This is a genomic window from Brevundimonas sp. (genome assembly GCF_041648115.1).
In the GTDB taxonomy this organism is placed as follows: Bacteria; Pseudomonadota; Alphaproteobacteria; order Caulobacterales; family Caulobacteraceae; genus Brevundimonas.
The window spans coordinates 37,029-58,987 of sequence record NZ_JBAZPR010000003.1; the positions used below are offsets into that span (position 1 = coordinate 37,029).

General features: G+C 65.3%; 20 protein-coding genes and 1 pseudogene. 12 read left to right on the plus strand and 9 right to left on the minus strand.

Annotated elements, in window-relative coordinates:
- Nucleotides 1-24 precede the first annotated feature (24 nt).
- Both WC597_RS03165 and WC597_RS03170 read left to right on the plus strand, forming a co-directional pair.
- The gene (locus tag WC597_RS03165; RefSeq protein ID WP_372691778.1) at nucleotides 25-564 is read left to right on the plus strand and encodes an arylesterase; all 540 of its coding nucleotides are present in this window, start codon (nucleotides 25-27) and stop codon (nucleotides 562-564) included.
- A gap of 161 nt (nucleotides 565-725) precedes the next feature.
- Nucleotides 726-938 carry a hypothetical protein gene (locus WC597_RS03170; protein ID WP_372691779.1) on the plus strand — a complete coding sequence of 71 codons (213 nt, stop codon included), beginning with the start codon at nucleotides 726-728 and terminating at the stop codon, nucleotides 936-938.
- Nucleotides 939-1,064: 126 nt separating this feature from the next.
- Here the strand turns inward: WC597_RS03170 and WC597_RS03175 are convergent, their stop codons facing one another.
- The 5 genes and pseudogenes from WC597_RS03175 to WC597_RS03195 all read right to left on the minus strand — a co-directional run bounded on the left by WC597_RS03175 (nucleotide 1,065) and on the right by WC597_RS03195 (nucleotide 6,373).
- Complete coding sequence (locus tag WC597_RS03175) at nucleotides 1,065-1,649, minus strand: metallophosphoesterase (protein WP_372691780.1); 585 nt, start codon at nucleotides 1,647-1,649, stop codon at nucleotides 1,065-1,067.
- A 36-nt stretch (nucleotides 1,650-1,685) separates the two neighbouring features.
- The gene (locus WC597_RS03180; protein WP_372691782.1) at nucleotides 1,686-2,411 is read right to left on the minus strand and encodes an FN3 domain-containing metallophosphoesterase family protein; all 726 of its coding nucleotides are present in this window, start codon (nucleotides 2,409-2,411) and stop codon (nucleotides 1,686-1,688) included.
- A gap of 11 nt (nucleotides 2,412-2,422) precedes the next feature.
- Nucleotides 2,423-4,771 carry a TonB-dependent receptor gene (locus WC597_RS03185; RefSeq protein ID WP_372691783.1) on the minus strand — a complete coding sequence of 783 codons (2,349 nt, stop codon included), beginning with the start codon at nucleotides 4,769-4,771 and terminating at the stop codon, nucleotides 2,423-2,425.
- Between the two features lie 331 nt (nucleotides 4,772-5,102).
- Nucleotides 5,103-5,363 (minus strand): annotated as a pseudogene (locus WC597_RS03190) (STN domain-containing protein); the annotation flags it as partial.
- 98 nt (nucleotides 5,364-5,461) lie between these two features.
- On the minus strand, nucleotides 5,462-6,373 hold the full coding sequence (locus WC597_RS03195) for a FecR family protein (protein WP_372691784.1): 912 nt from the start codon (nucleotides 6,371-6,373) through the stop codon (nucleotides 5,462-5,464).
- A gap of 350 nt (nucleotides 6,374-6,723) precedes the next feature.
- Here WC597_RS03195 and WC597_RS03200 point away from each other — a divergent pair, with 350 nt between their 5' ends.
- A complete protein-coding gene (locus WC597_RS03200) occupies nucleotides 6,724-9,237 on the plus strand; it encodes a TonB-dependent receptor (RefSeq protein WP_372691785.1) in 2,514 nt (837 codons plus the stop codon).
- A gap of 10 nt (nucleotides 9,238-9,247) precedes the next feature.
- Nucleotides 9,248-10,918, plus strand: coding sequence for an alkaline phosphatase (locus WC597_RS03205; protein WP_372691786.1), 1,671 nt, complete (start codon nucleotides 9,248-9,250; stop codon nucleotides 10,916-10,918).
- 78 nt (nucleotides 10,919-10,996) lie between these two features.
- On the opposite strand, the gene WC597_RS03210 is transcribed toward WC597_RS03205, so the two are convergent.
- Nucleotides 10,997-12,349, minus strand: a complete 1,353-nt coding sequence (locus WC597_RS03210) for an MFS transporter (RefSeq protein WP_372691787.1) — start codon at nucleotides 12,347-12,349, stop codon at nucleotides 10,997-10,999.
- Nucleotides 12,350-12,558: 209 nt separating this feature from the next.
- Between WC597_RS03210 and cyoA the strand changes: the two genes are divergently transcribed.
- From cyoA to WC597_RS03245, 7 genes are all read left to right on the plus strand, one after another.
- Nucleotides 12,559-13,788, plus strand: coding sequence for a ubiquinol oxidase subunit II (gene cyoA / locus WC597_RS03215; RefSeq protein WP_372691788.1), 1,230 nt, complete (start codon nucleotides 12,559-12,561; stop codon nucleotides 13,786-13,788).
- Nucleotides 13,789-13,801: 13 nt separating this feature from the next.
- Nucleotides 13,802-15,805 (plus strand): cytochrome o ubiquinol oxidase subunit I, encoded by a 2,004-nt coding sequence (gene cyoB / locus WC597_RS03220; RefSeq protein ID WP_372691789.1) that lies wholly within the window; start codon nucleotides 13,802-13,804, stop codon nucleotides 15,803-15,805.
- Nucleotides 15,806-15,808: 3 nt separating this feature from the next.
- A complete protein-coding gene (gene cyoC, locus WC597_RS03225) occupies nucleotides 15,809-16,438 on the plus strand; it encodes a cytochrome o ubiquinol oxidase subunit III (protein WP_372691790.1) in 630 nt (209 codons plus the stop codon).
- The gene (cyoD, locus tag WC597_RS03230) at nucleotides 16,435-16,830 is read left to right on the plus strand and encodes a cytochrome o ubiquinol oxidase subunit IV (protein WP_372691792.1); all 396 of its coding nucleotides are present in this window, start codon (nucleotides 16,435-16,437) and stop codon (nucleotides 16,828-16,830) included. Before cyoC ends, cyoD begins: the two co-directional genes overlap by 4 nt.
- An 82-nt stretch (nucleotides 16,831-16,912) precedes the next feature.
- Nucleotides 16,913-17,596 (plus strand): SURF1 family protein, encoded by a 684-nt coding sequence (locus WC597_RS03235; RefSeq protein WP_372691793.1) that lies wholly within the window; start codon nucleotides 16,913-16,915, stop codon nucleotides 17,594-17,596.
- Nucleotides 17,593-18,918, plus strand: coding sequence for an ATP-binding protein (locus WC597_RS03240; protein ID WP_372691794.1), 1,326 nt, complete (start codon nucleotides 17,593-17,595; stop codon nucleotides 18,916-18,918). Before WC597_RS03235 ends, WC597_RS03240 begins: the two co-directional genes overlap by 4 nt.
- The gene (locus WC597_RS03245; RefSeq protein ID WP_372691795.1) at nucleotides 18,915-19,451 is read left to right on the plus strand and encodes a response regulator transcription factor; all 537 of its coding nucleotides are present in this window, start codon (nucleotides 18,915-18,917) and stop codon (nucleotides 19,449-19,451) included. Before WC597_RS03240 ends, WC597_RS03245 begins: the two co-directional genes overlap by 4 nt.
- Here WC597_RS03245 and WC597_RS03250 read toward each other — a convergent pair.
- A complete protein-coding gene (locus WC597_RS03250; RefSeq protein WP_372691796.1) occupies nucleotides 19,448-19,885 on the minus strand; it encodes an HIT family protein in 438 nt (145 codons plus the stop codon). The two genes, WC597_RS03245 and WC597_RS03250, sit on opposite strands and share 4 nt — an antisense overlap.
- A gap of 108 nt (nucleotides 19,886-19,993) precedes the next feature.
- On the opposite strand from WC597_RS03250, the gene WC597_RS03255 reads away from it, so the two are divergent.
- A complete protein-coding gene (locus tag WC597_RS03255) occupies nucleotides 19,994-20,353 on the plus strand; it encodes a phage holin family protein (RefSeq protein ID WP_372691797.1) in 360 nt (119 codons plus the stop codon).
- 3 nt (nucleotides 20,354-20,356) lie between these two features.
- On the opposite strand, the gene cobS is transcribed toward WC597_RS03255, so the two are convergent.
- Nucleotides 20,357-21,361: a cobaltochelatase subunit CobS gene (gene cobS, locus WC597_RS03260; protein ID WP_372691798.1), complete on the minus strand. Its 1,005-nt coding sequence runs from the start codon at nucleotides 21,359-21,361 to the stop codon at nucleotides 20,357-20,359.
- Between the two features lie 59 nt (nucleotides 21,362-21,420).
- Nucleotides 21,421-21,849: an organic hydroperoxide resistance protein gene (locus tag WC597_RS03265; protein WP_372691799.1), complete on the minus strand. Its 429-nt coding sequence runs from the start codon at nucleotides 21,847-21,849 to the stop codon at nucleotides 21,421-21,423.
- Nucleotides 21,850-21,959 lie beyond the last annotated feature (110 nt).

Genomic DNA, 21,959 nt, shown 5'->3' on the forward strand with positions numbered 1-21,959 from the left:
GCTTCGGGCGCGCCGGAGAAGATCGTGACCCTTCTGGGGGATTCCATCACGGCCGGTTTCGGCTTGCCTTCGGCCGAGGCTTTGCCTGTCCGGCTGGAAGAGGCGTTGCGTGCAAAGGGGCTCAGCGTCAGGGTTCGCGGGGCCGGGGTGTCGGGCGACACGACCGGCGGCGGGCTCGCCCGTGTCGGCTATAGCGTCCAGGACGACACCGATCTGTGCATCGTCGCCCTGGGGGGCAACGACATGCTGCAGGGCGTGGATCCGGCTACCGTCCGCGCCAATCTGGAGGCCATCATCGCATCGCTGAAGGCGCGCGACATTCCCGTCCTGCTAGCGGGGATGAAGGCGCCGCCCCAGTACGGCGCCTATGCCGCCGAGTTCGACCGCATCTTCGTGGATCTGGCCCGCAAGGACGATGTCGCGGCCTATCCCTTCCTGCTGGAAGGCGTGGCCCTGGATCGTCGTTATAACCAGCCGGATGGCATCCATCCCAACGCCCAGGGGGTGCGCATCATCGCTGAAGGTCTGGCGCCGATCGTGGCGGTCGCACTGTCTGGCGGCTAGGGAGGCGGCGAAGGTCATGGGATCGCCCTTGAACCCCCGTTCGCCCATCGCCATCTCGGGTCTGCCCTTCCTGGGCGTTTCCTCCCAAATCAACTTTCGGCCTCGTCGCCCTGTGCGACGGGGCTGATTTTGTCCGGAGCGATCTCCTGTCCGAGCCCGCCATGCCCAAAGCCAACGACACCGTCCATCTGCGCTTCACGTTGAAGGGCGAGAGCGGCCCGTTCTGGCAGACGAATGCGACAGTCGCTTCGGTCGGCGGTGGAACCGCGCTGCTCGATGGTCTGGATCGCCAGATCGCGGCGCGCATCGCCGATTTTCGCCGGGCCGGGGAGGGCCGCTGGACTCTCGACTTCGAGGTCCGGTCGAGGCCCTGAGGCGAAAAGGGGCTTTATTTGCTCGAACCGCCTCGGCGAGGTCTTCGATCAGGCGTGGGCAAATACGCCTGCTCGATTCGTCGCCCGCCATTCTGCCGAATGGCGGGCGTTTGTCCGTGTGCGCCTTTATTGGTCGCCGATGGTAAATGGTTCCTGCCTCGGCACGCCGTCGGGTCCCTTTGTAAGCCGGAAGCCATCGACCAATCGGCCGGCGGCGGTAAACGCGCGATAGACGATGGCGTCGGTTGAGACGTCGAGAGTCTGGAAGGTCTGGGTCCGCTCGGCGGTCCTGTCGGCCCAGGTCAGGTTCGCAATCGGGTACATCTTCGGCCCGGCGACCGAGACCACATAGGTCGAGCCGTGGTCCGAGGTATGGCCCGGCCCCGCATTGCCCATGACGCCCTCGCCGATGGCGCCGCGCGCATAGCCATGGTCATGAGCCTGGAGCACCAGATCGACCCGGTATTTGTCGATCAAGGGCTTCAAAGCGTCGCGGACACGCGAATTGTCCCGGTCGGGATCGATCGAGAACAGCGGGAAGTGCAGGAACATCACCGTCCAGCGGTTGGGATTGTCGGCCAGTATCCCGTCAAGCCAACGCACCATCTCGCCGCGCATGGCCTCGTCGCCATCGAACAGGGGGGCGTCGATCGAGATCAGGCGCATGCCCTGATAATCGACGGCCCAGGCGGTTTCCTTCAGCCGCTCCACGCCCGCCGGTCCAGTCTCCGGCAGGGTGAATTGGCGTCACCACTGTGGGTTCAGGATCGGACCGCGGCCGTATTCGTGATTGCCCGGTGTCGGCATCTGCGGCGTCTGGGCATAGAGGAAGCTGCCCGAAGCGAACCATTCGCCCCATTCGTTATCGCTGTCGTGCCGGTTGATCAGATCGCCGGCATGGATGACGAAAGCGGCGTCGCCGGCCTTGCGGAACCCCACCCTGAGCGTGCGGGAAGCCTCGCTGAGGATATTGTTCTGCATGTCCCCCATATAGAGGAAGGTGAAGGGCTGGGCCGTGTCCGCCGCCGTGCGGAACTGCAGCCACTCCGACCAGTTCTGGCCCGAACCGACCCGATAGACATAGGTCGTCGCCGGCTTCAGCCCCGTCATCACCGCCGAATGATAGGCGGCGCGGAATTCGGCCGCCTCGCGCACGGCCAGGACGGCGTCGTCGGTCACGGCGTCCTGACGCGTCGCCGTGGCGATGAAGTCCGGTCCGTCCAGCGCCTCGGCGAACTGCACCTCGCCGGTCAGGCCCGGCGCGGTCCGCCAGGTGACGGCCATGGCGTGAGCGGGATCGGCGGTCAGGTTCAGGATGATCCGTTCCGGCTGGGCCGTCGCCGGCGCGATTGGCCGGTCTGAGGCCTGGACTGGCGCGGGTTCGGGACGCTGGACCGCCTGGGCCAGGGCGACGGCGGGACCGCCCAGGGCCGCCAAAGCGGCCCCGAGCATCAGGGTGCGGGTGAATATCATCTGCGTCACCCTCAGAAGACGTAGTTCAGGCCGAGCGAGATCGACCGCCCGTTCTTGATATAGGCGCGGCTGGAACCGGTGCTGGCGCCGGCCGTGTACCAGTAGGTGTGGTTGTCGAAGAGGTTCTGGACCTCTAGCGAGGCCGTGGCGCCGCCCCACAGCTTGCGCCGCACGTTCAGGTCCACGAACTCATAGTCCTGCTCGTACGGATTGTTGCCGAAGTCCTGGATGCCTTCGAGGAATTCCGACTGGTATCTGTAGGCGGCATAGGCTTCCCAGCCCGAGTATTGCCAGAACAACTGGACGTTCGCGATGGCTTCTGGCGTCTCCATCAACGGCAGGGTGTAGCCGTCCGGGTGCCAGGAAATGCCTGTTTCCGCTTCCGACCGCTGCACCGTCAGGTTCACGCTGGCGCCCAGGCCCGACAGGGCGCCGGGCAGCCAGTGAAAGATCTGCTGGCCGCTCAGTTCGACGCCGTAAACCTTGGCCCATTTGCCGTTGTTCGGCATTGAGATGGTCACGCCGTCCGGGCTGACGTTCACGCCCGCCGTCCCGTCGCGGATGTTGCTGGACGAGGAGCGGAACAGGAAGTTGCGGATGTCCTTGTAGAACAGGCCCATCGAATAGGCGCCGGTGTTGCCGTTGTAGCGCTCGATCGACAGGTCGTAGTTGATCGCCCGCATCGGCTTCAGATCCGGGTTGCCCTGCTCGATGCCGACCAGCAGCCAGTCCGAGGTCGGGTTCTCCGCGCCATCGCCATCGCCATCGGGATCGGCGTCGTAGCTATACTCCCGCGACGAGGACATGCGGGCGATGTCGGGACGCGCGAAGCTGGTCCAGATCGCGGCGCGGATCTTGGTGCTGGGGTTCAGCGCATAGTTCAGGTGGATCGACGGCAGGACGTTGACGAAGTCGCTCTTGTCGTCGGCGAAGCCTTCGCCCTGCACCGGATCCAAGGCATAGGCCGAGATGTCGTTACGGGTGCTTTCAACCCGCAGCCCGCCGATGATCTGGGCATTGCCGAACCGGGCCGTGCCCATCAGATAGGCCGCCAGGATGTCTTCCTTGAAGGTGAAACTGTCCTCGCCGCTCAGTTCCGCCTGCGAGGGGTCGGTCGCGAAGCCTTCGAAGAAGGTGCTGTCGCCGTTCATGGCGCGCTGCAACTCGGCCAGCATGGCCTGGTTGTCGATCACCGTGCCCAGGCGATAGAGGCCGGAATATTCGCCGTCGAACAGGTTGGTGACCTCCTTGCCGTAGAAGGAGGAGAAGTCCGCCAGGGTGCCGTCGGCGTCCAGATCCAGAAACTCGCCGTTATAGGTCGAGCGCTTGGACGAATAAAATTTGGCGCCGGTCTTTACCGATTCCAGCCAGGCCGAGGCGGGGCTCCATTCGATGTTGAACTGACCCTGCCACAGGTCCTCCCCGGCGCCGCCGACCTCGCAGGACAGGCCGGCATAGTCGTATTGGGCCGGATCGTGCACAGCCGCCATGCCGGCGTCGTTCAGCACCCATTTGGGAAAGCGGCTGTCGCCGAAGTTGGTGACGTTGACGCCCTTGTTGCCCAGCCAGCCGTATTTGTCGCTGCGGAACTCCATCTCGTAGCTGTCGTCGGTATTGTCCTCGGACTTGGCGTAGGACAGGTCGTAGTCGGTGGTGAAGTCGCCGAAGCGGCTGACGCCGCCCAGGTTCAGCGACATCACCGTGCCGGTTTCGCGCGAGCCTTCCCAGAAGCGACGCAGGCGGAAGCCCTGAGGATCCCACGTCCCCGAGGCGCCGTTCAGCGTATAATAGGAACGGGTCGAGCGGTCGGCGTCGGTAATGACGCCGTCACGGTCGCGGTCAACGATCTGGGCGATTGTATAGGCGTAGATTCGCCCCTTGGCGCCCGAGCCGATGATGGCGGAATCCGGGTTGGCCAGACCGGTCTGGCGAGGATCGACCTGCGAGAGGCGCGTCGAGTTTCGGCTGGTGTCGTTGCGGAAGTTCAGGCGGTTGCCGAATTCGTCCTGGGTGTATTCGTTGTACTGGCCGCGAAAGTGAAAATCGTGGTCGCCGCCCCGATAGTCCAGGCTGGCGTTCAGGCCCTTGCGCTCCACCTCTGTCTCGCCGAACGCCAGGTCCATGCCGCGCAGGACGAAAGTATCGGTGTCCCAGCCCAGGCTTTCGCTGTCGTCGTACCAAACCGGCGGTTGGTTATCGCCATCGACGCCGTTCTGTTCGAACTGCGACTTGCGCCGCGACCAGCTGACGGTGGCGAAGACGCCCCAGTTGTCGCTGAACTGCTTGCCGAATGACCCGGAGATTTCGCCCGAGGTCCTGTCGTCGAACTTGTCCAGCATGCCGGCCGAGGCGGACAGCACCGCATAGGTCGGCTTGTGGTCGAACGCCGTCGGCGTGCGGATGTCGATGGAACCTGCGCACGGCGTTGACGCCCGGCAGGCGCGACAGGGATTCTGCGACGTTGTTGGCCGGCAGATTTCCCATGTCGTCTGCGCTGATCACGTCCGAGATGAAGTCGGCGTCGCGCTTTGCGTCCAGCGATCGCAGCATGCCGGCGGCGTAACCGACCACGACGACGTCCTCCACCTCGACGGCTTTCGACGGGTCAGCCGACGCAACCACCGTCTCGCGAACCACGGTCAGAACCCCCCGAACTTCACGAACTTCGACGCCGGCGCCAGCAATCAGGCGACGAAGCGCTTCGCGTGGCGTCATGGCGCCCGATATCGACTGGGACTGGCGGCCACGCGTCAGTGCAGGGTCGAACACGATCGGAAGGCCTGTCTGGCGCGACAGCGTTTGCAGAGCCCGTCCCAGATCCTGGGCGGGAATGGTCAGGGCGGTGCGCGCCTCGGCGGTGTTCGCGACCTGCCAGGCGTGGGCCGGCGCCGTTACGGACGCGAGGACGGCGACGGCCGCCGCCGCGAGGAGGCCGGTCTTTTGAATAGGCATGTTGATGGATCCCCCGCGACCGAGCTTGGCCGCTAAAGAGGAAGACGGCGAAATTCGCGGTCCTGACACCCGTCTTGAAAACTTGCTTTCGTTGTCACCTAAGCTTCAGACAGGACGTACTGACCCGTGGCCTTCGACGTCAGTTTGAGACCATGAAGGCGCGCGATCGCAGCCAGGGCGTTCTCTGGATGCTCATAGGAAAACCGCCCGCTGACCAGGGCATCGCCCAGCCTGGGATCGGACAACGACACCCGTACGCCGGTGACGCGCTCCAGATCGTCGATGACGCTGAGAAGCGAGACTTCGTCGAGTTCGAGCCATCCTCTGGTCCACGAAGGAAACGCGGTCTCGGCCTCGGGCTGAGCCAGGACGACACGTTCGACGTCGCCCTTTTTCACGCGTGCGCGCTCACCGGCGTGAAGGCGCACGATCTGTTGGTCGGACGCGACATCGACGACGCCTTCGAACACCACCACCTCGACCATGGCGCCTTCAGGCGTTTCGAGACTGTCGACATTGAAACGTGTCCCGACGGCGGTGACGCGGACCCCGTGGGTTTCCACGATGAAGGGCCGCGCCTTGTCGTGAGCAACTTCGAAGAAGCCCTCGCCGTCCAGCCGCAAACGCCGTTGGTCTCGATCGAGGCGGACGCGCAGTCTGCTGGCCCCGTTCAGTCGAACCGCCGAGCCGTCGGCGAGAGAGACCGCTTCTGACTGCCCGCGTTGTCCGACTATGACGTCTCCACTGGGCAAGAGCCCGACCAGCACAGCCGCCATCGCCACCGACGCTGCCAGTCCGACCGGCGCACAAATGGACCAAGGCTTTTTCCGACGCGTCCCGAGCGCTGAACGCGATATACGCTGTGCGGCCCACAGGACGGCCGGGTCGGCGATCAGCGCCTCGTGCTGGCTCAGAAGTCTATGCCGATCGGGCCGATCTTTCAGCCAGCCGGCCAAGTCCTGCTGCCACGTCCTCGGCGTCAGCGGCAGAGGCCAGTCGGCGTCGCACATAGGACAGCAGCGCCCGATTATGCGTCACCAGCGCCCAGCCGACCTCATGTTCATGACTGACCAAGCTTCACCACCTCGGCGGCGGCTATAGAAGCATGGCGTTACGGAAGCTTGGCGGTTCCATTTCAGTTTGACAGCATCGCCTTCATATCGAACGCCCTGACCAACGGAACTGCGAACGATCCCACGCCGCGCGAGCGCGTAGACTGACGATCCATTCCCCGTCGGTGAACGGATCAACCGTCGCCGCATCGTCTTGCGGGCGTCGTCAAGACGATGCGTGAGCGTCTTCGGCCCGACATGGCGTCGTCGTAGGCAGCACCCCAGCTTAGCCGAATCTGGGGGATCAGATGTCCAAGACCACATTGAAGACGCGCCTGTTGGCGGCCGCGACCCTGACGGGCGCCATGACGGCCGGATCGGTCGCCTGGGCGCAAGAGCCGGCGCCGGTCAGCAGCGTCGAAGACGTCATCGTCACCGCGCAGCTGCGCGAGCAGAAGACCATCGACGTGCCGTTCGCCCTGACGGCCTATTCCGGCCAGTTCCTGGAAGACCTGGGCATCCAGGAGTTCGAACAGCTGTCGGCCTTCGTGCCGGGCTTCCTGGTCCAGAACCAGTCGCCGAACAATCCGGGCTTCGTGATGCGCGGCATCACCTCAGATTCCGGCGCCGCGACCTCCGAGGCCCGCGTGTCGGTGTTCCAGGACGGGGTGTCGATCTCCAAGTCGCGCGGCTCCTATGTCGAGCTGTTCGACCTAGAGCGGGTCGAGGTCGCCAAGGGGCCGCAATCGACCCTGTACGGGCGCGGCGCCCTGATCGGCGCGGTCAATCTGGTGCAGAACCGCGCCCGTCCCGGCGCGACCGAAGCCTATGCCAATATCCAGGCCGGCAACGAAGGCTATCGCATGGTCGAGGGCGCGCTGAACCTGCCGGTGGGCGAGACGGCGGGCCTGCGCCTGGCGACGCGTCTGAAGACGCGCAACGGTTCGGTCGAAAACCTGCTGGGCGGCGACGATTTCAACTCCATCGAGACCCGCGCTTTCCGCCTGTCCGGGGCCTGGACGCCGTCGGACGCGATGCGGTTCGACGTAATCGCCAACTATCAGAAGGACAATGCCTCGGGCACCTCGTTCAAGTCCATCGCCTATGCCCCGGCCGATCCGAACACCGGCGCGGTGCTGGGCGGCAAGAAACCCTGGGAAGGCGCGGCCCTGACGCGCGGCGCAGCGTTTGACGGCGGCAAGTCGCTGGGTCTGGATCGCGAAGTCTGGGGTGTGACGGGTCTGGCCCGCATCGACCTGAACGCCGCCTGGACGCTGAACTCGACCACGGCCTATCGCGAGTTCACAAACTACGAGACCTTCGACGCCGACGGCGTGTCCCTGCCGCTGTTGACCGCCGCCGAGGATACGAACGGCGAACAGTGGAGCCAGGATCTTCGCCTGGGCTTCGACAACGGCGGGCGGCTGACCGGCTTCGTCGGCGCCGGCTGGTTCCACGAGAGAGGCTATCAGCGCACCCCGACCCAGTTCGACGAGCGCCTGATCCTGACCCAGCTGGCGGGGCTGCTGGATGGTTCTCCCACGACGGTCGGCGACCGGACGCTGCCGCTGGTCGCCTATCCAGCCATCGCGCAGGCTGCACTGGGCGGTCTTTTGACGCCGTTGGGAGCTGGCGCCTTCGCCGCGCCGATCGCCGCGAACCTGAAGCCGGCGCATATCGAGACGCCGACCAACAGCTCGGAACTGACCTCCTACGACGTCTTCGCCGACGCCACCTATGCCTTCACCGACCGGTTCGAGATGTCGGCGGGCGTGCGCTACACCCGTGACGACAAGACCACGGGCTTCGCCAACTCGGTCCAGAGCCGTTCGACCCTGGGCGCTCTGCTTGCGCTACAGGCCGGCGCCATTCCTGCGGCGCAGGTTCCGACCTTCCTCGGCGCGCTGGCCAACCCGGCCTATCTTGCCATTCCGGCCAGCGCCTTCCCGCTGTTCGGGCTGATCTCGCAGCCGACCGCCAACAACGGCGACTTCGCCTATTTCGACTCCGAAGACGACGGCGTGACCTGGCGTCTGACGGCGCGGTACGCCCTGACGGGCGACACCAACATCTACGCCAACTATGCGCGAGGTCGTCGCCCGGAGGTCATCAGCGCTTCGGCCCCGTCGGCGCCGCTGGGCACACCTCGGTTCGCCCCGGTCGAGGCCGAGACGGTCGACAGCTATGAGATCGGGGCCAAGTCGTCGATTCTGGACGGCCGCCTGCGCGTCGACGGCGCTGTGTTCCTCTATAACTACGAGAACTTCCAGACGACGGTGCAGCAGGGCACGACCTTCATCGTCACCAACGCCGGCGAGGCCAAGTCGTACGGGTTCGAGACCCAGGCCAACTTCGCCGTTACGTCGAACTTCGACCTGTTCGCCACCTATGCCTACAACCACTCGCGGTTCGAGAACGGCATCTATGACGGCAACCAGTTCCGCCTGTCGCCGGACAACGCCGCCTCGATCGGCGCGACCTGGCGCCTGCCGGTCAGCGGCGGCGAGATCGCGGTTCAGCCGACCTACACCTGGCAGTCCAAGGTCTTCTTCAGCGACGACAACGACCTGCCTGCACTGCAGAGCCGCAACATCGTCCGTGACCTGGTTCAGGACGAGTATCAGGACGCCTATGGCCTGCTGAACCTGCGCGTCCGCTACACGCCGGATTCGGCGAATTGGGGTGTAGAGGCCTTCGGCGAGAACGTGCTGGACGAGGAATATGTCAAGGACGCCGGCAATACGGGCGATGGCCTGGGCATGCCGACCTTCATCGCCGGGCGGCCCGCGTCGTACGGCCTTGTGTTCAAGCTGAAGCTCTGAGGATCCGACGATGAAAATGGATCGCCGCAGTCTTCTGGGTCTCCTCGGCGCGGGGGCGGCGTCGCCAGCCGTGGCGCAGGGGGCCAACACCGGATCGGTCGCCTTCCTGCACGGGGTGGCCAGCGGCGATCCCGACATGCGCTCAGCCGTCTTCTGGACCCGCGTCACCCCGGCCGATTCGTCGGTCGGGGAGGTCGCAGTCGTGTTGGAAGTCGCCAGGGACGCCGGGTTCGGCGAAGTCGTGCGCCGCTCGACCGGCCTGCGTGCGCGGGCCGAGCGGGACTTCACCGTCAAGCATGATCTGGACGGCCAGGGGCTGGAGCCGGGGGCTGAGTATTTCTATCGGTTCGTCGCTAATGGCGTGACCTCGCCGGTCGGGCGGGTGCGGACCCTGCCTGAGGGCGCGACGGCCGATCTGGCCCTGGCCGTGGTGTCGTGCCAGCTTTATCCCGGTGGGCTGTTCAACGCCTATGACGCCCTGTCCAGGCTGGATCGGCTGGACGCCGTCGTCCACCTGGGCGACTACATCTACGAATATGGGGCCGAGCCGTCCGACTATGGCATGAGCTCGGGCGCGGCGTTGAACCGCGTTCCGCAACCGGCGCATGAGATCGTCAGCCTGGCCGACTATCGGACGCGCCACGCCCAGTACAAGACCGATCCCGACCTTCAGGCCGCCCATGCCCGTGCGCCCTTCATCTGCGTGTGGGACGATCACGAGGTGGCCAACGACGCCTGGATGATGGGCGCGGAGAACCACCAGCCCGAGACCGAGGGCGACTTCGCGACGCGCAAGGCGGCCGCCCTGCGCGCCTATTACGAATGGATGCCGATCCGCGAGCCCAAGGCCGGCGCGCTGAACGAGGCGATCAATCGCAGCTTCGACTTCGGCGACCTGGCGACCCTGACGATGGTCGAGACGCGGCTGCTGGCGCGCGGCGAGCAGATGACCTTCGCCGACATGCCCAAGACGGCGGAGGGCGCGCCCGATGTCGCGGCGTTCGAGGCCCAACGCCAAGCGCCGGATCGCGACCTGCTGGGCGAACGCCAGCGTCAGTGGATCGGCGAGACGTTGAGCCGATCCAAGGCGGCGGGCCGTCCGTGGCAGATCCTGGGCAATCAGGTGGTGATGGCCAAGGTCAAGGGACCGGACATCTCGCGCATGATGCCGCCGGAGCAGATCCAGCAGATGCTCGCGAGCCTGGCGGAGGATGTCCGACCGCAAATCGAGGCGGCGATCCAGCTGTTCAAGTTGGGCCTGCCGTTCAATCTGGACAGCTGGGACGGTTATCCGGCCGGGCGCGAGCGTCTGTACGAGACCTTTGCGGCGGCGGGCGTGGCGCCCATTGTCCTGGCGGGCGACAGCCACGCCTTCTGGGTCAACGAACTGCATGACAAGGCGGGCGCGCGCCGGGCGGTGGAGTTCGGCACGTCCTCGATCTCCAGCCCGTCGCCGGGCGACCATGTCGGCGGCCTGCCGCTGGGCGTCGCGCTGTCGGCGGCCAATCCCGAGGTCAAGTTCTGCGATCAGACGTCCAAGGGCTATGTGCTGCTGAACATCACCCGCGATCAGGTCGTCGGCGAGCTGTGGGCCGTGTCGACCATCGCCGCCAAACCTTATGAGATGAAGAAGGTGAAGACCTTCACCGTCTCGCCACAGGGCGACCTGACGGAAGTCTGATCCCGCCATAGGCCCAAACGCAACACGGCCCGCAGGCGACTGCGGGCCGTGTCTTTTTGTGCGCGGTGAACCGGTAGATCAGACCGCTTTGGCGCGGTCTTTGTCGGAGGAACTGCGGGCCAGTTCGCGGTTCAGCCATAGGGCCACGAGGGTGCAGACGGCGCCCGACAGCAGATAGGCGCCGGCGGCGATCAGGCCGAACTGGCTGGAGATCCACAGGGCCGCTAGCGGGGCGAAGCCGGCGCCGAACAACCAGGCCAGGTCCGAGGTCAGGGCCGAGGAGGTGTAGCGGTGGGTCAGGCTGAAGCTGGACGCCACCGGGCCCGACGCCTGACCGAACGAAAGGCCCAGCAGGATGAAGCCGGAGATCATGAAGGTCAGCTCGCCTGCCGGGCCGCCGTTCAGCAGTTGCGGCGCAAAGCCCGAGAAGGCGGCGATGCCGGCGGCCGTGATCGCCAGCAGGGTGCGGCGGCCGTAGCGGTCAGCCAACACGCCCGAGGCCAGAATGGCCAACAGGCCGAAGACGGCGCCCACCATCTCGATCAGCAGGAAGCGGACCGGCGTCTCGTTGGTGAACAGGAAGACCCACGACAGGGGGAAGACCGTGACCATGTGGAACATGGCGAAGCTGGCCAGAGGCGCGAACGCCCCAATCGCGATCTTGGGGCCTTCGGCGCGCAGGGCCTGCGACACCGGCGTCGGCTGAAGCTCGCGGGTCTCGAACAGCTTCTGGAAGGCGGGCGTCACTACGATGCGAAGGCGCGCGAACAGGGCCACCACGTTGATGGCGAAGGCCACGAAGAATGGATAGCGCCAGCCCCAGTCCAGGAAGTCGGGGGCCGACAGGGTGTTCAGGAAGAAGGCGAAAAGGGCCGAGGCGACCAGCAGGCCGATGGGCGCGCCGAGCTGCGGAATCATGGCGTACCAGCCGCGCTTGCCCTCGGGCGCATTCAGCGCCAGCAGCGAGGCCAGGCCGTCCCAGGTGCCGCCCAGGGCCACGCCCTGGCCGATGCGGGTGAGGGCCAGCAGCACCGGCGCCCACATGCCGATGCTTTCATAGCTGGGGATGAAGGCGACCGATACGGTCGAGGTGCCCAGAAGCAGCAGGGCGGTCGTCAGCTTGGCTCCGCGCCCGAATTTGCGGTCGATGGCGATGAACAGGATCGTGCCCAGCGGGCGGAACAGGAAGGCGAGGGCGAAGATCGCGAACGACAGAAGGGTGCCGCCCACCGCGCCCGCATAGGGAAAGATCAGCTGCGGGAAGACGACCACGGAGGCGATGGCGTAAACAAAGAAGTCGAAAAACTCGGAAGTTCGGCCGATAATGACGCCGATGGCGATTTCGCCCGCATCCACCTTGCCATGGTGCGAGTTTATCTTGGCGGCGTCGCGTTCCAGCGACTCTGACGAAGGGGTCGTCGAGGCGGACATGGGCTTGGTCGCTCCGTGTGAGACAGGTATTCAGGCGTACGGCGGGTCGCCGCATTATGACCGGGCGCCCTTTGCGATGAAAGCGGCCTCAAGAGGATAGGACAGATTGTCCAATGTCGTTCCAGATCGAAGCTGACTATCGGGCGCAGTTCGAACGCCAACCGTCGCGACGCCTCCCCCTTGTCCGACGCTTTTCGATTGGATCCGCCTTGCGCCGTCTGCGCCTTCTCCTGCTCGCGCCCGTCGTGGCCCTGCTGTCGGCCTGCAATCTGGTCGTGCTGAACCCTGCCGGCGACGTCGCCGCCCAGCAGGGCGACCTGTTGATGATTTCGACGCTGCTGATGTTGATCATCATCCTGCCGGTTATGGCGCTGATCGTCTTCTTCGCCTGGAAGTACCGCGCGTCGAACAAGGAGGCCGAGGCCGAATATCAGCCCGACTGGGATCACTCCACGTCGCTGGAACTGGTCATCTGGGCCGCGCCGCTGATGATCATCATCTGCCTGGGCGCCCTGACCTGGGCCGGGACGCACCTGCTGGATCCCTATCGGCCGATCGACCGGATCAAGCCGGGGCAGGCCGTCGCCGAAGGCGTCGAACCGCTTCAGGTCAACGTCGTCGCGCTCGACTGGAAATGGATGTTCATCTACCCGCAGTACGGCATCGCCACGGTCAACGAACTGGCCGCGCCGATCGATCGTCCGATCCGCTTCCACATCACCTCGTCCTCGGTGATGAACAGCTTCTACATTCCTGCTCTGGCCGGTCAGATCTACGCCATGCCGGGCATGGAGACGAAGCTGCACGCCGTGATCAACCGTCCGGGCGAATACGAAGGCTTCTCGGCCAACTATTCCGGCGACGGCTTCTCCAACATGCGCTTCGCCTTCCACGGCCTGGATCAGGCCGGCTTCGATCAATGGGTGTCGGGCGTGCGCCAGGGCGGTCAGGCGCTGGGTCGCGATGAATATCTGGAGCTGGAAAAGCCCAGCGAGAAGGTTCCCGTCATGCACTTCGGCGTCGTCGACGTCGCGCTGTGGGACGCCATCCTCAACATGTGTGTCGAGCCGGGCAAGATGTGCATGGCGGAGATGATGGAGATCGACGACAAGGGCGGCCTGAGCATGGCGTCGATACGCAACACCATGCCGCTGGTTTACGACAAATACGCCGGGCGCGGTAAGTCGCAGGCCTATTTCGGGTCGAACGAAAGCTACGTCATGACCATCTGCACGCCGTTGCAGGCCGAGGCCGCCGCCGCCGAGCGCGTGCGTCAGGCCGAACTGGACACCGCCGTCGGACCAGCCAGCCTGGAGCGTCTGACGGGGCAGGGACTGTCGCCCAAACGTACGCCCATGGCCTCGCTGACGACCCTTGCGCCCAATCCCTTCGCTACGGGGCCGGTTTCGACCGACGTCCGTTCCGCCCCCAACGCCTGAGCGAACATAGTCGATGAACGCTGACCAACTCATTCCGCTTATCTTCGGGCGCCTCACGTGGGAGGCCCTGCCTCTGCAAGAGCCGATCCTGGTCGTGACCATGTCCGTGGTCGTTCTGGGCGGCCTGACCCTGTTCGGCGCCCTGACCTATTTCAAGCTGTGGGGCTATCTCTGGAAAGAGTGGTTCACCACGGTGGACCACAAGAAGATCGGGATCATGTATATGATCCTGGGGCTGATCATGTTCGTGCGCGGCTTCGCCGACGCCATCATGATGCGCATCCAGCAGGCCATGGCCTTCGGCGGGTCCGAGGGCTATCTGAACGCCCACCACTATGACCAGATCTTCACCGCCCACGGCGTGATCATGATCTTCTTCGTGGCCATGCCGATGGTGACGGGCATCATGAACTATGTCGTGCCGCTGCAGATCGGCGCACGCGACGTGTCCTTCCCCTTCCTGAACAACTTCAGCTTCTGGATGACCACGGCCGGCGCCATCATCGTCATGGCCTCGCTGTTCGTGGGCGAATTCGCACGCACCGGCTGGCTGGCCTATCCGCCGCTGTCGGGCATCGGCTACAGCCCCGGCGTCGGGGTCGACTATTACATATGGGCGCTGCAGATCGCGGGGGTGGGGACGACCCTGTCCGGCATCAACCTGATCGCGACCATCGTGAAGATGCGCGCGCCCGGCATGGGCATGATGAAGATGCCGGTCTTCACCTGGACCTCGCTGTGCACCAACGTGCTGATCGTGGCGTCCTTCCCGGTCCTGACCGCCGTCCTGGCCCTGCTCACGCTGGACCGCTACGTCGGCACCAACTTCTTCACGAACGACTTCGGCGGCAACCCGATGATGTATGTGAACCTGATCTGGATCTGGGGTCACCCCGAGGTCTACATCCTGATCCTGCCACTGTTCGGCGTCTTCTCTGAGATCGCCTCGACCTTCTCGGGCAAGAAGCTGTTCGGCTATACGTCGATGGTCTACGCCACGGTCGTGATCACCGTGTTGTCGTATCTGGTGTGGCTGCACCACTTCTTCACCATGGGCTCTGGCGCATCGGTGAACAGCTTCTTCGGCATCACCACCATGATCATCTCGATCCCGACCGGGGCCAAGATCTTCAACTGGCTGTTCACGATGTACCGTGGACGGATCCGTTTCGAACTGCCGATGATGTGGCTGATCGCCTTCATGCTGACCTTCGTGATCGGCGGGATGACGGGCGTGCTTCTGGCGGTGCCGCCGGCCGACTTCGTGCTGCACAACTCGCTGTTCCTGGTGGCCCACTTCCACAACGTCATCATCGGCGGCGTGCTGTTCGGTCTGTTCGCGGCCATCAACTTCTGGTGGCCCAAGGCCTTCGGCTTCCAGCTGGACAAGAAGTGGGGCCTGATCAGCTTCTGGTGCTGGGTGCCCGGCTTCTGGCTGGCCTTCCTGCCGCTATACGTCCTGGGCCTGATGGGCGTGACGCGCCGGATGCGGGTGTTCGACGATCCGTCGCTGCAGATCTGGTTCGTGATCGCCGCCATCGGCGCCGGTGTGATCGCTCTTGGCATCGCGGCCATGTTCGTCCAGTTCGCCGTGTCGATCATCAATCGAGACAAGCTGCGCGACGTCACGGGCGATCCGTGGGGCGGCCGCACGCTGGAGTGGGCGACGTCCTCGCCGCCGCCGGCCTACAACTTCGCCGCCACGCCGGTCATCCATGACGCCGACGCCTGGTGGGACATGAAGAAGAAGAACTATCAGCGCCCGCTGAGCGGCTACAAGGCGATCCACATGCCGTCGAACACCGGAACGGGCGTCATCATCTCGGGCCTGTGTCTGGTGATGGGTCTGGCGCTGATCTGGTACATCTGGTGGCTGGCGGCGATCAGCTTCATCGGGGTGCTGGCCGTCTCGATCGGGCACACCTTCAACTACAAGCGCGACTACTACATCCCCGCGGATGAGGTGCGTGCGACCGAAGAGGCGCGCACGCGCGCCCTGGCCGGAACGGAGGCCTGATCCATGAGCGCGACCGCGACTGCGACCGAGATCGACCCGACCGTCTTCCACCTGGAAGAGGAGCCGCATCACGAGGAAGGCTCCAGCACCATGCTGGGCTTCTGGCTCTATCTGATGAGCGACTGCCTCATCTTCGCGATGCTGTTCGCCGTGTTCGGCGTGCTGGGCGGCAACTACGCCGCCGGGCCCGGACCCAGGGAGCTGTTCGACCTGGAGCTGGTGGCGATCAACACCGCCATGCTGCTGTTCTCGTCGATCACCTACGGCTTCGCCATGCTGGCGATGGACAAGAACAACCAGCGTCAGACCCTGATCTGGCTGGCGGTCACCGGCCTGTTCGGACTGGCCTTCCTGGGGATCGAACTCTACGAGTTCGCGCACCTGATCCATGAGGGCGCGACGCCGCAACGCAGCGCCTTCCTGTCGGCCTTCTTCACCCTCGTGGGCACCCACGGCCTGCACGTCACCTTCGGCATCATCTGGTTGGTGACGCTGATGGTTCAGGTCAGCATGAAGGGCCTGATCCCCGCCAACAAACGCCGCCTGATGTGCCTGTCGATGTTCTGGCACTTCCTGGACGTCATCTGGATCGGCGTCTTCACCTTCGTCTATCTGCTGAGCATGCTGCGATGAGCGCCGACAAGAACGACCACTCGCCCGACACTCACGAGGCCGATCACCTGGGCCACGAGGCGCACAATCACGGCTCGTTCAAGAGCTATATGATCGGGTTCGTGCTGTCGGTGATCCTGACGGCGATCCCGTTCGCCCTGGTCATGACCGGCGTCCTGCCGACCCAGGCGACGGCCCTGATCGTCATGGGCTTCGCCGTGGTGCAGATCGTGGTCCACATGATCTACTTCCTTCACATGAACTCCAAGTCCGAGGGCGGCTGGATCATGCTGGCGCTGATCTTCACCATCATCGTCGTCGTCATCGCCCTGTCGGGTTCGCTGTGGGTCATGTACCATCTGGACACCAACATGATGCCCACGATGCACGACATGACGAACATGGGCGGCTGAGGTCGAGATCACGGACCCGTCCTCAGTCCCGGCCCCAGACAAGGCCAAGCGCTCGCGACCGATACGCCTCGTCGTATCGGTCGTGGGGCTGGCGCTTTTCGTCGGTTTTCTGGCGCTGGGCGGTTGGCAGGTTCAGCGCCTGGCCTGGAAGACCGACCTGATCGCCCAGGTCGACGCCCGCGTCCATGCGCCGGCTGAACCCGCGCCGGGGCCGAGGCAATGGCCGACCGTCACGCGACAGGACGACCAGTATCGTCGCGTCGTCGTCCACGGCGCCTTCCTGCACGACAAGGAAACCCTGGTTCAGGCCGTGACCGACGCGGGCGGCGGCTTCTGGGTCATGACGCCGCTGGTCGATGCACGCGGCTTCACCGTACTGATCAACCGGGGCTTCGTGCCCGCCGGCCGACGCGATCCGGCCGACCGTGCGGACGGGCAGGCGAAGGGGCCGCAGTCCGTCGTCGGCCTGCTCAGGATCACCGAGCCGAAGGGCGGCTTCCTGCGGGCAAACGACGCCGCCGGGGACCGCTGGAGGTCACGCGACGTGGCGGCGATCGCGGCGCGGCGCGGCCTGACGAACGTGGCGCCCTATTTCATCGATGCGGACGCGACGCTCAATCCGGGCGGCTGGCCGCTGGGCGGATTGACGGTGATCCGGTTCGCCAACAGCCATCTGGTCTATGCCCTGACCTGGTTCGGCATGGCCTTGCTGACGCTGGTTGGCCTGTGGCTCTTCCTGCGTGACGGCCGGCGCAAGCGGCCATGACCTCGGGCCTTCAAAGGCTGCTGGGGCTGGGTGGGCTCAGCGGCGGGGTCGCCTCGCACGGCGGGGCCAACCGGCGCAACATGCTGCTGTTGATCCAGCTGCGCTGGCTGGCGGTCGCCGGACAGGTGGCGACGATCCTGCTGGTCCAATATGTGATGCGGATCCCGCTGCCGGTGCTGTGGCTGCTGGCCGCGCCTGTGGGACTGGTGCTGGTCAATCTGATCAGCGCGCCCCTGACCGCACGTCGCGAGGAGGTCGAGGATCAGGCCCTGATGATCGCCCTGCTGGCGGATGTGGCGGCCCTGACGTGGCTGCTGTTCCTGACCGGGGGCGCGGCCAATCCGTTCGTGGCGCTGTATCTGCTACAGGTCGTGCTGGGGGCCGTGCTGCTGGCGCCGGTCTATGCTTGGGTTCTGATCGCCATCACCAGCCTGTGTTTCGCCGGGCTGGGCCTGGATTCCCAGCCGCTGAACCTGCCGCCGGCGCGCGAGGATTCGCTGCTCAGCCTGTATCTTCAGGGCAGCTTGATCTGTTTCGTCCTGATGGCGGTGCTGCTGGTTCTGTTCGTCACCCGGATCAGCCAGAACCTGCGCGAGCGCGACGCCTCCGTCGCCGCCATGCGCCAGCAGACGGCCGAGCACGATCACATCGTCCGCATGGGCTTGTTGGCGTCCGGGGCCGCGCATGAACTGGGCACGCCGCTGGCGTCACTGTCGGTGATCCTCAGCGACTGGAAGCGGATGCCGACGCTTACACAGGACGCCGACCTGGTTCAGGACATGACGGTCATGCGGGCCGAGGTCGAGCGCTGCAAGGCCATCGTCACCGGCATCCTGATGTCGGCCGGCGAGGCGAGGGGACAGGCGCCGGAGCGCACCACCCTGCGGGCCTTCGTCGCCGATGTGGTCGCCAGCTGGAACGGCGACGGCGTGACCGTGCAGATCCACGACGAACTGGCCCAGAACCCGTCGATCATCGCCGACCCGGCCCTGCGTCAGGTGCTGGGCGTGCTGTTCGACAATGCGGTGGAGGCGGGGGCCAGGCGCATCGCCGTCACCACGACGCGCACGGGCGACGCGCTCGGTATCGCCGTGAGAGACGACGGACCGGGGTTCCCGGCCGTCATCCTTCAGGCCTGGGGCAAGCCCTACAACTCGACCAAGCCACGCGCGGGCGCCGGCCTGGGGCTGTTCCTGCTGATGAACGTGATCCGGTCCCTGGGGGGGCGGGTCGAGGCTTCCAATCCCCCGGCCGGCGGCGCAGAGGTGAGGCTGACGTTGCCGCTGTCGGCGTTGGCGCCCAAGGACGAAATCCTTCCATGACCGATGACGCCAGACTGCTGCTGATCGTCGAGGACGACGAATCCTTCTCGACCACCCTGCGACGCTCGTTCGAACGGCGCGGCTATGCTGTCGTCAGCGCCGCCAGTCCCGACCAGATGACCGAGGTGCTGAAGACGCATCGCCCCGGCTATGCGGTCGTGGATCTGAAGCTGGGCGGCCATTCCGGCCTGACCTGCGTGGAGGCCCTGCACGCTTTCGATCCCGAGATGAACATCGTCGTCCTGACCGGCTTCGCCAGCATCGCCACGGCTGTCGAGGCTATCAAACTGGGCGCCCGCCACTATCTGGCCAAGCCCGCTAGTTCCGACGACATCGAGACCGCGTTCGGGCGGGCGGACGGCGACGCCGAGACGCCGCTGGGCACGCGCCCGACCTCGATCAAGACCCTGGAATGGGAGCGGATACACGAGACGCTGGTGGAGACCGACTTCAACATTTCCGAGGCCGCGCGTCGCCTGGGCATGCACCGGCGCACCCTTGCGCGAAAGCTGGAAAAGCGCCGCGTGACCTAATCCAGCGCCGCCGCGATCCGGTCGGCCAGAGCCTGCAAGGTCGCCGTGTCAGCCATCGGTGCATGGCCGTGACCCTTCATCTCCCGGTCGGTCCAGCGCGGCACGATGTGGAAATGCAGGTGGAACACTGTCTGCCCGCCCGCGTCGCCGTTGAACTGCATGATCGCCAGACCCTCGGGCTGCAACGCCTTCTCCACCGCCTTGGCCGTGCGTTGCAGGGCGGCGGTCATATGGGCCAGAACCTCCTGCTCGACCTCCAGCAGATTACGGGCCTGGGACTGTTTGGCGATGATCAGAACGTGGCCTTCCGACTGCGGAAACACGTCCATGAAGGCCAGGACGTGCTCGTCCTCCCACACCTTCACCGAGGGGATTTCGCCGCGCAGGATCTTGGCGAAGATGTTGTTCGGGTCATAGGCGCCGTGCAGGCTCATAGGCGGTCTCCGTACGGGGTCATCTTTGGATAGCAGCAGCGGGCGCGAAGGGGGAGCCTTCGCCTGCGTCATGCATTATGGTCACGCTTGAACACAACGAGGGACGTCATGATCCGTTTCATCATCCAGGCGCTGGTCACCATGGCGGGCCTGTGGCTGTCCGCCCAGGTCGTGCCGGGCGTGGACTTCACCAGCACGGGGTCGCTGATCGCGGCGGCCATCATCCTGGGTCTGGTCAACGCCTTCGTGCGGCCGATCCTGGTGGTGCTGACCTTCCCGATCACCGTCGTGACCCTGGGCCTGTTTCTGCTGGTGGTGAACGCCGCCATGATCGGGCTGACGTCCGTCTTCTTGGACGGCTTCCGGGTCGACGGCCTGTGGGCCGGCATCGGCGCGGCCATCGTCACCGGCGTCGTCAGCTGGATCGCCGGGGCCTTCATCGGCGGTGGCGAAGAGGCGCGGCGCTGAGGGTTACCCTACCTTCACCCGCGTCGCCGCCTCGGGCAGGTCCTCGCCGAAGGCGCGCTGGTAGAACTCGGCGATGCTGGGGCGTTCCAGTTCGTCGCACTTGTTCAGGAAGGTCAGACGGAAGCTGAGCGCCAGGTCGCCGCCGAAGATGATGGCGTTCTGGGCCCAGGTGATGACCGTCCGGGGCGACATGACGGTGGAGATGTCGCCGTTCATGAAGGCGTTGCGGGTCATGTCGGCGACGCGGACCATGGCGGCGATGCGGCGGCGACCCTCGGCGTCCTTCCACTCGGGAACCTTGGCGGCGACGATCTCGGCCTCGACGTCGTGGTCGAGGTAGTTCAGCGTCGTGACGATGTTCCAGCGGTCCAGCTGGGCCTGATTGATCTGTTGCGCGCCGTGATACAGGCCCGTGGTGTCGCCCAGGCCGATGGTGTTGGTCGTGGCGAACAGGCGGAAATGCTTGTTTGGGCGGATGACGCGGTTCTGGTCCAGCAGGGTCAGGCGGCCCTGGGCCTCCAGCACGCGCTGGATGACGAACATGACGTCGGGACGGCCGGCGTCGTATTCGTCGAACACCAGGGCGATGGGGCGTTGCAGCGACCAGGGCAGGATGCCCTCGCGGAACTCGGTGATCTGCTTGCCGTCCTTCAGGACGATGGCGTCCTTGCCGATCAGGTCGATGCGGCTGACGTGGCTGTCCAGGTTCACGCGCACCAGGGGCCAGTTCAGGCGGGCGGCGACCTGTTCGATATGGGTCGACTTGCCGGTGCCGTGATAGCCCTGGACCATGACGCGACGGTCGAAGGCGAAGCCGGCGGCGATGGCGATCGTCGTCTGCGGATCGAAGCGATAGGCCTCGTCGATCTCGGGGACATGGCTGTCGCGCTCGGCGAAGCACGGCACGGTCATGTCGCTGTCCACGCCGAACGCCTCGCGCAGGGTCACGCGGCGGTGCGGTTCGAGCGTCAGCAGGGGATCGGGGGAGGCGTCGAGCGGGGAGGTCATGGACTTCATCTAGAGGCGCCGCGCGCGCGGCTCAACACGCGCGCGGCCCTTCGTGTCGGTTATTTCGCGCTGAGGCGCACATCCACGTTGCCGCGCGTGGCGTTGGAGTAAGGACAGACCTGGTGCGCCTTCTCGATCAGGTCGTCGATGACGGCCTGGTCCAGGCCGTGGCCGGTGACGGTCAGGTCCACGTCGAGGTTGAAGCCCTCGCCCTTGGTGTTCTTGCCGAAGCCGACGCCGGCCGTGACCTTGGTGTCGGGACCGACGGGCGTGCCGGCCTTGCCGCTGACCAAACGCAGCGCGCCGAGGTAGCAGGCGGCGTATCCGGTGGCGAAGAGCTGCTCGGGATTGGTGCCGTCGCCGCCCTTGCCGCCCATTTCCTTGGGCGTTGACAGCTTGACGTCGATCTTGCCGTCGTCGGTGGCCGAGCGGCCGTCTTCGCGGCCTCCGCCGGAGGCAGTGGACTGGGCGCGATACAGAACTTCCATGATGGCTCCTTGGTTGGGAAGGCTTGAGATGGGGACTTAACGAAGGACGGGAAGGGGACGTTGCACACCTGCTCTAGCAATCGACGGGCGACGCGGGCTAAAGCACCTTT